Annotated in this window: 10 protein-coding genes and 3 pseudogenes; 6 read left to right on the top strand and 7 right to left on the bottom strand. The window is 68.1% G+C overall.

Features of this window, described 5'->3' with window-relative positions; genetic code table 11:
* Positions 1-15 precede the first annotated feature (15 nt).
* Positions 16-522 (top strand): HAD domain-containing protein, encoded by a 507-nt coding sequence (locus FEF34_RS31965; RefSeq protein ID WP_138056267.1) that lies wholly within the window; start codon positions 16-18, stop codon positions 520-522.
* 90 nt (positions 523-612) lie between these two features.
* Here FEF34_RS31965 and argH read toward each other — a convergent pair whose 3' ends face one another.
* Positions 613-2040 (bottom strand): argininosuccinate lyase, encoded by a 1428-nt coding sequence (argH, locus tag FEF34_RS31960; protein ID WP_138056266.1) that lies wholly within the window; start codon positions 2038-2040, stop codon positions 613-615.
* A 135-nt stretch (positions 2041-2175) separates the two neighbouring features.
* Positions 2176-3369 (bottom strand): argininosuccinate synthase, encoded by a 1194-nt coding sequence (locus tag FEF34_RS31955; RefSeq protein ID WP_138056265.1) that lies wholly within the window; start codon positions 3367-3369, stop codon positions 2176-2178.
* A 117-nt stretch (positions 3370-3486) separates the two neighbouring features.
* Here FEF34_RS31955 and FEF34_RS31950 point away from each other — a divergent pair, with 117 nt between their 5' ends.
* Together FEF34_RS31950 and FEF34_RS31945 are read left to right on the top strand one after the other, a co-directional pair.
* Positions 3487-5019: a hypothetical protein gene (locus FEF34_RS31950; protein ID WP_234042627.1), complete on the top strand. Its 1533-nt coding sequence runs from the start codon at positions 3487-3489 to the stop codon at positions 5017-5019.
* Positions 4995-5153 (top strand): annotated as a pseudogene (locus tag FEF34_RS31945) (pyridoxamine 5'-phosphate oxidase family protein); the annotation flags it as partial. The gene FEF34_RS31950 and the pseudogene FEF34_RS31945, both read left to right, overlap by 25 nt.
* 71 nt (positions 5154-5224) lie before the next feature.
* On the opposite strand, the gene FEF34_RS31940 reads toward FEF34_RS31945, so the two are convergent.
* Complete coding sequence (locus tag FEF34_RS31940; protein ID WP_267905297.1) at positions 5225-5497, bottom strand: transposase; 273 nt, start codon at positions 5495-5497, stop codon at positions 5225-5227.
* 377 nt (positions 5498-5874) lie between these two features.
* Here FEF34_RS31940 and FEF34_RS31935 point away from each other — a divergent pair, with 377 nt between their 5' ends.
* On the top strand, positions 5875-7692 hold the full coding sequence (locus FEF34_RS31935) for an alkyl/aryl-sulfatase (RefSeq protein WP_138056264.1): 1818 nt from the start codon (positions 5875-5877) through the stop codon (positions 7690-7692).
* 22 nt (positions 7693-7714) lie between these two features.
* Positions 7715-8449: a YoaK family protein gene (locus FEF34_RS31930; RefSeq protein ID WP_138056263.1), complete on the top strand. Its 735-nt coding sequence runs from the start codon at positions 7715-7717 to the stop codon at positions 8447-8449.
* 336 nt (positions 8450-8785) lie between these two features.
* On the opposite strand, the gene FEF34_RS31925 is transcribed toward FEF34_RS31930, so the two are convergent.
* From FEF34_RS31925 to FEF34_RS31915, 3 genes are all read right to left on the bottom strand, one after another.
* Positions 8786-9850 carry a zinc-binding dehydrogenase gene (locus FEF34_RS31925; protein ID WP_138056262.1) on the bottom strand — a complete coding sequence of 355 codons (1065 nt, stop codon included), beginning with the start codon at positions 9848-9850 and terminating at the stop codon, positions 8786-8788.
* A gap of 116 nt (positions 9851-9966) precedes the next feature.
* The gene (locus tag FEF34_RS31920) at positions 9967-10863 is read right to left on the bottom strand and encodes an alpha/beta fold hydrolase (protein ID WP_138056261.1); all 897 of its coding nucleotides are present in this window, start codon (positions 10861-10863) and stop codon (positions 9967-9969) included.
* Entirely contained in the window at positions 10860-12371 is a 1512-nt protein-coding gene (locus FEF34_RS31915; protein WP_138056260.1) for a flavin-containing monooxygenase, read from the bottom strand. Before FEF34_RS31915 ends, FEF34_RS31920 begins: the two co-directional genes overlap by 4 nt.
* Before the next feature lie 400 nt (positions 12372-12771).
* Between FEF34_RS31915 and FEF34_RS44355 the strand changes: the two are divergent.
* Positions 12772-12960: pseudogene (locus tag FEF34_RS44355) on the top strand (transposase family protein); the annotation flags it as partial.
* 30 nt (positions 12961-12990) lie between these two features.
* Here FEF34_RS44355 and FEF34_RS31905 read toward each other — a convergent pair.
* Positions 12991-13134 (bottom strand): annotated as a pseudogene (locus tag FEF34_RS31905) (ISAs1 family transposase); the annotation flags it as partial.
* Positions 13135-13278: the final 144 nt, after the last annotated feature.

Here is a 13278-nt window from a genome sequence, read left to right as displayed (position 1 = left end):
AGGGATGCTGAGCCCATGAAGCCGCTCCTGCTGATCGACATCGACGGCCCGCTCAATCCGTACGGCGGTAAGCCGCAGCACCGCCCCGACGGGTACACGACGCACCGGATGCGGCCGGGCGGCTGGGCGCACGACAAGCCCCTGCGGGTCTGGCTCAACCCGGGTCACGGCGAGGAACTGCTGGCGCTCGGGGACCGGTACGAACTGGTCTGGGCGACCACGTGGAAGGGCGACGCCAACGTCTGGGTGGGACCGCAACTGGGGCTGCCCGAGCTGCCGTTCGTCGACTGGCCCGTGATGCACGGCGCCTCACCGCGGGGGACGTTCTGGAAGACGCAGTACGTGCTGGAGTACGCGGCCGGGCGGCCGTTCGCCTGGATCGACGACGAGATCACGGATCTGGACCGTGAGTACGTCGACCGGAACCACCTCGCCGCCGCCCTGCTGCTGCACGTCGACCACCGGATCGGACTGGTCCGGCCGGACTTCGACACGCTCGCGGACTGGGCGGCGGCGCTGTGAACTGTGGTGGTGCTTGATCGCGGGGAGCACCGCGAGCCGCCGGGCACCGTGGGTGGCGGCTCCGGCGGGGGCGAGGCGGCGCCGTGACGGTTACCGCTTGGCGGTGGCCCAGGCGTGCTGAGCGGCCAGGTCCGCCTTGACCTCGGCGAGCTGGGCGGCCACGGCCGACGGGGCCGTACCGCCGCGGCCGCTGCGGGAGGCGAGCGCGCCGGGGACATCGAGCACGGTCCTGACCTCCGGCGTGAGGTGCGGCGAGATCTTCGCGAACTGCTGGTCCGTGAGCTGGTCCAGCTCGATCCCGTGCGCCTCGCACTCCTTGACGCACTCGCCCGCGACCTCGTGCGCGACGCGGAACGGCACGCCCTGCTTGACCAGCCACTCGGCGATGTCCGTGGCCAGCGAGAAGCCGGCGGGCGCGAGCTCCTCCATCCGCTCGCGGTTGACGGTCAGGGTGGCCATCATCCCGGTGAACGCGGGCAGCAGCACCTCCAGCTGGTCGCAGGAGTCGAAGACCGGCTCCTTGTCCTCCTGCAGGTCGCGGTTGTAGGCGAGCGGCAGGGCCTTCAGCGTGGCGAGCAGACCGGTCAGATTGCCGATGAGCCGGCCCGACTTGCCGCGGGCCAGCTCGGCGATGTCGGGGTTCTTCTTCTGCGGCATGATCGACGAACCGGTGGAGAAGGCGTCGTGGAGCGTCACGAAGGAGAACTCCTTCGTGTTCCAGATGATGACCTCCTCGGCGATCCGGGAGAGGTTCACCCCGATCATCGCGGCGATGAAGGCGAACTCCGCGACGAAGTCCCGCGAGGCCGTGCCGTCGATGGAGTTCCCCGCGCTGCCGCGCTCGAAGCCGAGGTCCTGCGCCACCGCCTCCGGGTCCAGTCCGAGCGACGACCCGGCGAGCGCGCCGGAGCCGTACGGGGAGACGGCGGTCCGCTCGTCCCACTGGCGCAGCCGTTCGGCGTCCCGGGAGAGCGACTGGACGTGGGCGAGCACGTGGTGGGCGAAGAGCACGGGCTGGGCGTGCTGGAGGTGCGTGCGGCCCGGCATGGCGACGTCGGGATGGGACTCCGCCAGCCCCACCAGCGCGTCCTGGAGCTCGGCGATCAGCCCGCCGATGATCCGGGCGTGGTCGCGCAGGTACATCCGGAAGAGCGTGGCGACCTGGTCGTTGCGGGACCGGCCGGCGCGCAGCTTGCCGCCGAGGTCCGGGCCGAGGCGCTCCAGGAGGCCGCGTTCGAGGGCCGTGTGGACGTCCTCGTCGGCGATGGTGCCGGTGAAGCTCCCGTCGGCGACGTCCGCCTCCAGCCGGTCGAGCCCGGCGAGCATCCGCTCCAGCTCGTCGGAGGTGAGCAGGCCCGCCTTGCGGAGCACACGGGCATGGGCACGGGAGCCGGCGATGTCGTACGGCGCGAGCCGCCAGTCGAAGTGGACCGACGCCGACAGCTTCGCCAGCGCCTCGGCGGGACCGTCGGCGAACCGGCCGCCCCAGAGCCGGACGTCACCGTTGTTGCTGCTCACAGCACTTGCTCCTCAAGAATTGCCGGACTTCGGATGTGCGGCCGCCTCCCTGCTCCCGGCCCTCGGCGGGCCCGGGCCCCGACGGACGGGAGGGGAGGCGGCGGTGCACCCGCGGAAGGCGGTGGCCCCAGGGAATCAGGCGAGGTCGCGCTTCGCGGCGATCTTCGACGAGAGACCGAAGATGTCGATGAAGCCCTGGGCCTTCGACTGGTCGAACGTGTCGCCCGTGTCATACGTCGCGAGATTGAAGTCGTACAGCGACTGCTCCGACCGCCGGCCGGTGACGACGGCGCGGCCGCCGTGCAGGGTCATCCGGATGTCGCCGGTGACGTGCTGGTTGGCCTCGTCGACGAAGCCCTCCAGGGCCCGCTTGAGGGGGGAGAACCACAGGCCGTCGTAGACGAGCTCGCCCCAGCGCTGCTCGACCTGCCGCTTGTACCGGGCCAGCTCGCGCTCGACGGTGACGTTCTCCAGCTCCTGGTGGGCGGTGATCAGCGCGATCGCGCCCGGGGCCTCGTACACCTCACGGGACTTGATGCCGACGAGCCGGTCCTCGACCATGTCGATCCGGCCGATGCCCTGGGCGCCGGCCCGCTCGTTGAGCTGCTGGATCGCCTGCAGGACCGTGACGGGCTTGCCGTCGAGGGCGACCGGCACGCCCTCCTTGAAGGAGATGATCACCTCGTCGGCCTCGCGGACCTCGGCCGGGTTGGAGGTGTACTCGTAGATGTCCTCGATCGGCCCGTTCCAGATGTCCTCCAGGAAGCCGGTCTCGACGGCGCGCCCGAAGACGTTCTGGTCGATCGAGTAGGGCGACTTCTTGGTGGTGGCGATCGGGAGCTGCTTCGCCTCGCAGAACGCGATGGCCTTGTCCCGGGTCATCGCGTAGTCACGGACCGGCGCGATGCACTTCAGGTCGGGCGCGAGGGAGGCGATACCCGCCTCGAACCGCACCTGGTCGTTGCCCTTGCCGGTGCAGCCGTGGGCCACGATCGAGGCGCCGTGCTTCTTCGCGGCGGCCACGAGGTGCTTGACGATCGTCGGCCGGGAGAGGGCGGAGACCAGCGGATAGCGGTCCATGTAGAGGGCGTTGGCCTTGATCGCCGGGAGGCAGTACTCCTCGGCGAACTCGTCCTTGGCGTCCGCGACCTCGGCCTCGACGGCACCGCAGGCGAGCGCGCGCTTGCGGATGACGTCCAGGTCCTCGCCGCCCTGGCCGACGTCCACGGCAACGGCGATGACCTCGGCGCCCGTCTCCTCGGCGATCCAGCCGATGGCGACGGAGGTGTCCAGACCGCCCGAGTAGGCGAGTACGACGCGCTCGGTCACGGGTTTCTCCTTACGGTGCATGCGGTGATGGGTATAACTATGCAGTCCTCCGTATGTTTTGTCAACGCGCAGGAAATCCGGTGGCCGCCGGTCACCCCGCCGCATACCCTCACCCCCATGCTGACCAGGGGGGACACGGCCGTCGAGCGGCTCATGCAGGGGATGGGGCTCCACGAGGCGCTCGGGGCGACGGACCCGGACGCCTGGCTGGAGTTCGACGCGGAGGCCCGCCTCGTACGGCCGACCGCACCCGAGAGCCGGTCCCGGGACCGCGCCCGCGTGCCCGCACTGGCGCTGTGCCACCGCGACGGGAGGGTCCGGGAAGCGGCTCTGGAGCGGGTCGCCGGTCGCCCGGAGCTGCTGCCGCTGCTTGTGATCCGGACCGCGGACTGGGCCGCTCCGGTCCGGGCGCGGGCCCGGGAGCTGCTTCCCGCGCTGCTGGCCGGGGCGGAGCCGGAAGCACTGGTGCCGCTGACAGCGCTCGCCCTGCGCGGGGCGCGCCGCGAGCGCGGCGGCTTCGCGCGCGAGGCGGTGGCCGCTCTCCTGCGGTCCGCCCGGCCCGGCGCCCTCGAACCCCTGCTGGCCGCGCCGGATCGCGCCACCCGCCGGTTCGCCCACGGCCTGGCCGTGGAGCGCGGGCTCCTCCCCGCCGCGCGCCTGGCCCTCACCGCCGGGGCCGACGACGACGCCGTGGTGCGGCGCCTGTGCGCCGAGGCCGCACTCGCGCTCGGCCCCACCGGCGACGACGTGCTCGTCCCGCTGCTGCGGTCACGGCACCCCGATGCGCGGTCCGCCGGGGTGACGGCGCTGCGCCGGGCCGGACGCCACGACGACGCCCGTCCGTACCTCACCGACCGCTCGGGGCTGGTACGGGCCTGCGCCCGCTATGTGCTGCGGCAGGGTGGAGCCGAACCGCTCCCCGTCTACCGCGCCCTGTGCGCCGACCCGGCCGACCGCGGCATACCGGCCTGGGCGCCGCTCGGACTCGCCGAGTGCGGCGAGCCCCGGGACGCCCGACTGCTGTGGCCGCTGACCGCCCATCCCGTGCCGTCCGTACGGGCCCGAGCCGTCGCCGGTCTCCGTCTGCTCGGCAGGACCGACGTGGAGCGGCTGCGGCCGCTGCTCGACGACCCCGCGCCCGCCGTCGCCCGGGAGGCCGCGACCGCGCTCCTCCCCTGGGCCGACCGGCTCCCGGAGGACTGGCTCCTGCCCCGGCTCACCGCGCGCCGGAGCCCCGCCCACACCCGGCGGACGGCCTTCCGTCTGCTGCGCGCCCGGGGCGGGGTCGCGGAACTGCGCGCCGCGGTCGCCCTCCTGGACGACCGGGACCCGTCGCTCAGGGCGCTGGCGGCGCCCGCGATCCAGCAGTGGGAACCGCCGGTGGGAGGACACCACGACCCCGCCGAACTGGACGCGCTGCTGAACCGCTGCACGCATCTGTTCAGCGAGTACGTGCTGCTGCGCCTGCGGTGGCGGGCGGGACTCACCGAACGGCCCCGGACTGACGGGGAGAAGGGGGCGGACGGGGAAGCGGGGACGGCTCCGGGGACGGGCGCGGACCGGGCACGTCCGGCCGGCGGCGGCGCACCTCTGCGCCGACGGCGCGTCCGGGCCATAATCCGGGCATGGGTCAGACCTACGAACGCATAGACGGCCGCATCCGCGCCTTCATCGAGGAGCAGCCGGTCTTCTTCACCGCCACCGCGCCGCTCACCGCCGACGGCCATGTCAACCTCTCCCCCAAGGGCCGCCGGGGCACCCTCGTCGTCCTGGACGAACTTACCGGGACTCTTGCGGAAAGCCCCGGCGTTCAGGACTCCGTTGGGAAACCTGCAAACCGGGCATGGCCTTGTCGTTAGGCGGCGAGTTCGAGTCGGGTGAGGTGTGAGATGCGGGTCTCGCCGAGTGGTGTTCCGGTCAGCCAGGCATCGAGTCGGATGAGGTTGATCGCGGTGACGGCCAGAACGTTGCCGAGGTGGGTCTTGGGCAGGCCGGTGCGGCGGACGGCTTGGGAGATGGTGCCCTCGACGCCTGCCCGGACGTCGTAGCGGGCCTTCCAGTCCTCGGTCCGCTGCTCGATGTGTCGCTGTTCGAGGACCTGCTGTTGCTCTCGGGACAAGAGCGTCAGGCTGCGGCCGTATCTGCCGTTCGCAGCCTGACTGAGTCCGGGCGGCCGGTGTCACGCCGCTTCGATGGGTTCGAAGCGGACGGTCAGGCCGAGCGCGTTGGCTTGCCGGGTGATCCGGCGCAGGCGGCGCCTGGCCCCGATAGTCGGCCCCGCTCCCAAGCAGCGCCGGTCCCCGCAGGGCCGCGTCCACGTCGTCCAGCACGGCGACGCCCACGAAACGCAGGCGATCTGGATGACCGACGCCGACGTCGTCCACTGGCTCACCGACCCGCAGGACCCGGCGAGGAGTGTGCTGACTGCGGGTGAGACGGGTGAACCCATATCCACCCCTCTCGTGCCAACGTCCTGCGGCCGGGCCACATCCCTAGCATGCGGGCATGACGAGACGCTCCGGCCACGATCCATGGCCCCCTGACGACACCGCGGCCGACCGCGGCTTCGTGGCCGCGCTGTCCCCTGCGCGGATCACCCATGCGGACGGGCAGGTGGTCTGGGACTCCGACGCATACGCCTTCCTCGACACCCCCGACTGCCCGGACACCGTGCATCCCGGTCTGTGGCGTCAGAGCCAGCTCTGCGCCAAACAGGGCCTTTACGAGGTTACCGAGGGCGTGTATCAGGTCCGCAATCTCGACCTGGCGAACATGACTCTCATCGAGGGCACCGACGGTGTGATCGTCGTCGACCCGCTCATCTCCGCCGAGACGGCCGCGGCCGCACTCGCCCTGTATCGCGCTCATCGAGGCGAGCGCCCCGTCACCGCGGTGATCTACACCCACAGCCACACCGATCACTGCGGCGGAGCGGGCGGTGTACTACCCGACGGCGCCGGTGACGTACCGGTGATCGCCCCGAGCGGATTCGCCGAGCACCTGGTCAGTGAGAACGTCTACGCCGGCCCCGCGATGTCCCGTCGCGCCTCCTACATGTACGGCATTCTGCTGGACGAGTCACCCACGGGTCAGGTCGGCTGTGGTCTGGGTATGGCCGTCTCCAAGGGCACCATCACCTTCATTCCTCCCACCCGTGACGTCACCCGAACCGGGCAGGAAGAGGTCATCGACGGCGTCAGGCTCGTGTTCCAGCTCACGCCGGACACCGAGGCCCCGGCGGAGATGAACTTCCTCCTGCCGGAGCGGCGCGCGCTGTGCATGGCCGAGAACGCCACCCACACCATGCACAACGTGCTCACCCTGCGCGGCGCCGAGATCCGCGACGCGCGCCTCTGGGCCCGCTACCTCGACGAGGCACTGCACCTGTTCGCCCCGGAGGCGGACGTCGCCTTCGCCTCCCATCACTGGCCCACCTGGGAGACCGATGCCATCGCCGAGTTCCTCACGGCCCAACGGGACCTGTATGCCTATCTACACGACCAGACGCTACGTCTGACCAACAAAGGGCTGACCGGTACCGAGATCGCCGAGCAGGTCAGGCTGCCACCGTCACTCGAGGCCATCCGGTCCGTACGCGGCTACTACGGGTCGGTGAGCCACAACGTCAAAGCGATCTACCAGCGCTACATGGGCTGGTACGACGGCAACCCCGCACATCTGTGGGAGCACCCGCCCGTCGATCTGGCCCGCCGCTACGTCGCCGACTACGGCGGTTCCGCCGCGGTGACCGCTCGCGCCCGGGAGTACGCGGCCCAGGGCGACCTGCGCTTCGCCGCCACGCTTCTCAACCACGCGGTCTTCGCCGAGCCGGACTGCGTCGAAGCGCGGGAAGCCCTTGCCTCCGTCTACGAACGGCTCGGCCAGGGCGCCGAGAACGCCACCTGGCGCAACATCTACCTCACCGGCGCCCTGGAACTGATCTGCCGCCCCGCCCCCGTCCCCCTCCACTCCCGGATGGCTACAGCCCTGACCGTCGACCAGATTCTCGACACCATGGCTGTCCGGGTCGACGGCCCCCGAGCCTGGGACGAACACCTGGTGCTGGACCTGCGGGTGACGGATGAGCAGCAGACATGGCGCCTGACGCTCTCCCACGGCGCCCTCACCCACCGCAGCACACCGCCCGGCCATCCGCCCGCCGGCGACGCACACGCCACCCTCACCCTGACCAGACTCCAACTCCTCGCACTCGCCAACGGTGCCCAGGAAGACATTTCCACCCAGGGCGATCCCGGTGCACTCCGGCGCCTCCTGGGGCTCCTGGACACCCCGGACCCCCACTTCGACATCGTCACCCCCTGACCCCCAAGGCGACGCTCTCACCATGCTCGGGAAGCGTCCCGGTCTCGTCGGGCCACTGAAGGGCCTGATGGTGCTGCTTACCGCCGTCGCAGGCTGGGTGGACGCCGCCGCGTACACGGGGCCCAGCCGGGTCTTCGTCGCGAACCAGACCGGCAATGCCGTGTTCCTCGCCGCCCGCCTCACCGAACGCTCTCTGCACCACCCAGACCTGGGGCGGGCAGTGGGCGAGACAAGCGGCCCGCTGGCCTCGATCTGCGGATTCTGCGCCGGAGTCCTTCTGGCGGCCGTGCTCGGCCACCAGAGCCTTCGGGGGCTCGGCAGGGCCTGGCGGGCGCTAACGGCCAGCCGCTGGTTCCTGCTCGTCGTGGAAGCGGCCCTGCTCGTGGCCGCCGCAGCCACCGCCGCTCCCCATCAGGTGCCCGTGCTGCTGATCGCGGCCGCCATGGGAGTACAGAGCCTCTACGCGGCGCGGGTCGCTCTGCAAGGGGTGTCCACGACGACCCTGACCAGCACCCTGGTCGCCTTGATCACCCGTGCTGTCCAGGACCGCGGACGCGCCGCCCGTCGTGGTGTGCGGCTGCTCTCCCTGGTCTTCCTCGCCTACATGCTGGGGGCCGCAGGAGGTGCTGCCGTAACGCTGACCTGGTCGTACTCCACCGCTCATGCGATCGCCGCCGTCGTGCTGACGGCCGCAGCAGCCACTATCGTGCACGCCGACCTGTCCGGACGGGGGACGATCGACGGCACCTCGGGGTGAGGTGCCCCCCACCTTCCGGGAAGGCCATCTCGACTGGCCCCTGAGCAACCGGGGTGCCTGCCCGACGCCAAGCTCGGTTCGCTTCAGGCGCTCGCGCACAGCCCAAGGAAGTCCCTCAACTCGACTCTGTCATGAACCGCCCCGGCCTGAATGGGGGCTCCGGACTATCCCGCTGCCTCATACAAGTCGGCGGTTCAGTCTGTTGCCCGGCATTGAAAATGCCGACGAAGGCGGCGTTTCACGACCTCGGCGAAGGAGGACGACGGCTCCCCGCCGGTGGGTGTTCGGACGGGACGGGTTGGGAGTGTCCAATACACGGCCCCTTCCCGGGCTGGATCAAGCCCCGGCTCTGTGGGCGGGAGTGAGCACGATACGGACGGGGCTTCCGCTCTTGTGAGCAAGATGAGCAACGGCCTCGGATGCCTGGCTCAGAGGCAGCCGTTCACTCACCGAAGCAGTCAGGTCAAGCCGACCCGCGGAAGTGAGACGGATCAGCTCTTCGAGGTGGGCGGGAGTCGACCCGTAGTGACCGCGCACTTCGTTTCCCGAGTAGTTGAACACAGCATCATCTGCTATGGCGAAAGGTTGTGCCGCGATACCGACAAGGACTAGAACTCCGTTTCTCGCCAGGCTGGTCGCCGCTTGCTCACGTGCTGTAGGTACGCCGGCGAAGTCGAAAGCTACGTCGAGACCCTGTCCGCGAGTGGCTTCCATGAGTTTCTCGTGAAAGTTCGGATCTTCGGGTTGCAGCGCTACATCGGCTCCGTAGGAGAGGGTTCGTTCGAGAGCGTCCGTAAGGGGGTCTATAGCGATGATCGGCTCAGCGCCCACCAGGCGGGCCACGCTGATGGCGTGTACGCCGAGACCTCCTGCTCCCCAGATACCGACGGCTTGAGCGGGACGCACCCCCGCGGTGGCCACGACGGCCGCGTACGGCGTCGAAACGGCGTCGGGGATGATGGCCGCTTGTTCGAATGGCAGGTGGTCGGGGATCGCATAAACGCACTCTTCCCGTGCCACGGCGTACTGAGCCCAGCCTCCGTCGAAGTCGGCGCCTCTGGTCCGGGGGACAAGGCACGGAGCATGCCGCCAGCAGGCGTCACAGGTGCCACATGGTTCGCCTCCCAGGAGGACCACACGCGCACCGGGCTTCCATGGGCGTTTAAGGTTGGAGCCGAGCCGGAATACGATGCCGGCGACTTCGTGTCCCAGCGTGACCTCGTTGTTTGGGTTGAATACAGGACGAAGGGTTCTGTCGATGAGGTGCACATCAGACAGGCAGACGCCTGCTGCCTTTACTTCGATGAGCAACTCTCCTGGCCCTGGCTCGGGGACGGGTACGCCCGTAACAGCGAAACTGCCCGTTGCCAGGTTCAGGCGTCCGGCGAGCATAGTGTCCATTGTGGCTTCCCTGCCTTCTGAAAGGGTGGACCAAATAGCCAGATCGGATACTGCTCTAAAATAGAGTTAGCGCACTACTGCAACCCTCAAATCGCATTCCCGTCCCGTAGGGTTCTTCACATAGGGACTCCCTCGCGACCGTGCTGGGTGATGAGGTTCAACAGTCGGCCTAGGAGGCCGGGGGCGAAATGATGCCCCATACCGGGAATGACCACTAGGCGGGCCCCCTGGATGGCGTGGGCTGTAGCGTAGCCTCCGGTGATATTCACCATCGGGTCTTTGTCGCCGTGAATGACGAGGGTGGGTGCTGTGATGGTGCGCAGTTGTCCCGTGCGGTCACCTGATGCCTGGATCGCCTGGATCTGACGGGCGACCCCTGCTTGGCCCGCGCCGCACGAGCGGTCCCAGGCGCCTTTGGCGTACTGCTTCTCCCAGGAATCGTCGAGTGGGTAGGCGGAGCCGGCGATGCGGGAGGTGATGGTCAGGTGACGCTGGACGGCTTCCTGCCAGGTGCGCGGGGGGCGACTGGCGATGACACGTATTCTTGTAGACCAGGTGGGCTGCCCGGCAGATGGTTGGCCGGTGGTCGCATAGATTGAGGTCAGGGTCCGTATTCTCACGCGGTGGGTGGCAGCGAAGGTCTGGGCGATCATGCCGCCCATGGATCGTCCGACTACGTGCGCGCGATCGATTTCGAGATGGTCCAGCAGACCGGCGCCGTCCGCGGCCATGTCGGTGAGGGTGTAGGCATCCGATCGGGCGCGGCCTAGCAACTGCCTGAGTGTGCTCGGTGGCGGGGTGCGCATGGTGGTGGAGCGGCCCACGTCTCGGTTGTCGTAGTGGATGACGTAGAAACCGCGCTCTACGAGGCCATCGAGGAATACCGGGGGCCAGCAGGTTAGATCTTCCGCGAGTCCGGAGATCAAAAGCAGGGCTTCATCGCTGGGATTACCGCGCGCGCGATAACAGACGTGCATCCCGTTGGGGAGGCAGGCATATTGGTCGGTGCTCATGGTGCCGGCACCTCGGTGCAGCCTGATCTCGATGCGCGGGCAGCGGGAGAAGAAAAATGAAGGGCTGAGTCGGTGATGGGGCCCTTGCGTAGGAGCTTCCAGTCGGTCTTATAGTCCTTCGACATTTTCCACGGGGTCGCAGGGCCTTGCCGGGGCATGTGGTCGACGGATCGTTGGACATAGCCGGCAGTCAATTGCATCATCGGCTGGTTGGGCATGTCCGGATCTACGACTGGCCATACGGTGTCGTATCCGTTGGCGTCCATGTAGGAAACGAGCCTACAGAAGTACTCGCACAACAGGCCGACCTTCAGTGTCCACGAACTACTCTGATAGCCAACCGCGAAGGCGAAGTTGGGTACCCCGCTGAGCATCATGCCGCGGTAGACGACGGTTTCGGCGAGCTGAATTTGCCGGCCTTCCACACTCAACTGCACACCACCCAAAGGTTGCAGATTGAACCCTGTTGCGGTGACGATGACGTCCGCCTCCAGCTCCTGACCGGAGTCCAATAGAATCCCACGCTCCGTGATTCTGGAAATACAATTAGTGACGACGGAGGCGGATCCATCGCGAATTGCACGAAACAGATCGCCATCCGGAACGATGCACAGGCGCTGCTCCCAAGGGTCATACGGCGGGTTAAAGTGCTCATCCACCGGAAACCCCGGAGGGAGCTGCTTTGCGTTGATCCTCCGGATCAGGCGCCGTGCGGCCTTGGGGAAACGCCGACACCACCGATACAGTCCGCTCTGCAGAGCTATATTTTTTCTCCGCGTCAGAGCGTAGCCGCGTTCCTCACCGAACAGTCTCATCAGCAGATGAGCGACCCAGTCGCGTTCAGGAAGTGGAAGGATGTACGTTGGTGTGCGTTGCAGCATGGTGACGTGCGCAGCTGTTCGAGCCATGACTGGTACAAGAGTGACTGCGGTAGCGCCGCTTCCGATCACCACCACCCGCTTGCCAGTGAAGTCGATGTCATCTGGCCAGCACTGTGGATGAACAATTTGACCGTGGAACCTCTCCCGCCCCTTGAAATTCGGCACAAAACCCTCGTCGTACCGATAGTAGCCGCCCGCATCGAAGATCCACTGGGCGCTGAAGACGAGGCGCTCGCCCGTATCTGTACGCTCAACCTGCACCAGCCAGCGGGCATCCTCACCGGACCAGTCGGCGCGCAATACCCTGTGGTGGTAGCGGATGCGGTTCTCTAGGCCGTTCTCCTTGACGGTCTCTCGGAGGTAGGCCAAGATCCGCGGCGCGGAAGCAATCGACTCCTGGCCTCGCCAAGGCCTGAACTCGTATCCGAACGTATACAGATCGGAGTCGGAACGTATGCCTGGGTAACGAAAAAAATCCCATGTCCCGCCACATGCCCCCCGGGCTTCCAGAATCGCGAAACTCTTCGCGGGCTGCTCGGTGACGAGGTAGTGGCCAGCGCCGATGCCAGAGATGCCAGCACCGATGACGAGAATGTCGAGGCTATCCACGACGGGGAGGGAAGACATATGCGACTCCTAAGGCCTTGCCCCTACTCGGGAGTCTCCCGCCTTCCAGAGGGCGCAGACGGAGACCGAGCGCTACGGAATTATGAATTAAGGATATAGCGAAACGGCGCAAGGCGCGCGAACTGATGAAAGGCCGCTACCGAGCGGTGCGGGATCCAGAGCCCCGGCCTTTGCCCGGGCCATCCGGTTTGATGGGTCTTCGAACTTGAGCGGTGTGTCGACCCAAGTGGACTGACTGGCTGTCACGTTGCTTGAGGACCGCGGATGGTGGAGGTTGCCCCGGCAGCAGGATGCCCGTGGCCATGAGTGATCATTTCTGTTCTCGACGCAGAACGATCACCCAGAAACCACGGACTTGGACAACGATACGACGTTGCTGCTCGACCTGGCCGTAGCGCGGGTGGAGCGGCTGGAGGACGACACCCGCCGGGTGCACCTGATCACTGCCGATGAGCAGGCACGGGCCTGCCCCGAGTGCGGGGTGTTCGCCACCCGGGTGAAGGGCTCCGCGACGACCCGGCCCCGCGATCTGCCGTACGGCGAGAGCGGACTGGAGTTCCGCTGGCACAAGCGCCGCTGGTGGTGCCGGGAGCCCGGCTGCCCCCGCCGGTCCTTCACCGAGCAGATCCCGCAGGTGGTCGTAGCCGGCTGCGCTGACCTCACCGGGATCCAGCCGCCCCAGAACGGTGCGCAAGGTCTTCTCGCTCGGGATCCGGTAGCGGCCGAGCAATGGATGGTAGGGCAGACCGAAAGCGGCCAGCTCCTACTGGGCGGCGCGTCTACACTACTCGGCAAGCAGAACCACTCTGCTCTACTACCCAGCGTTTCGGGAATACCACGAAGTACCGGACCGCGCCCGGACGCCGGACGCGTGCGCTCCTCGGCACCTCCCCGGCGCCGCGCCGGG

The organism is Streptomyces marianii (assembly GCF_005795905.1).
GTDB lineage: Bacteria > Actinomycetota > Actinomycetes > Streptomycetales > Streptomycetaceae > Streptomyces > Streptomyces marianii.
Note: the sequence above shows the minus strand (reverse complement) of the source record. Positions and strands in the feature narration are given on the sequence as shown.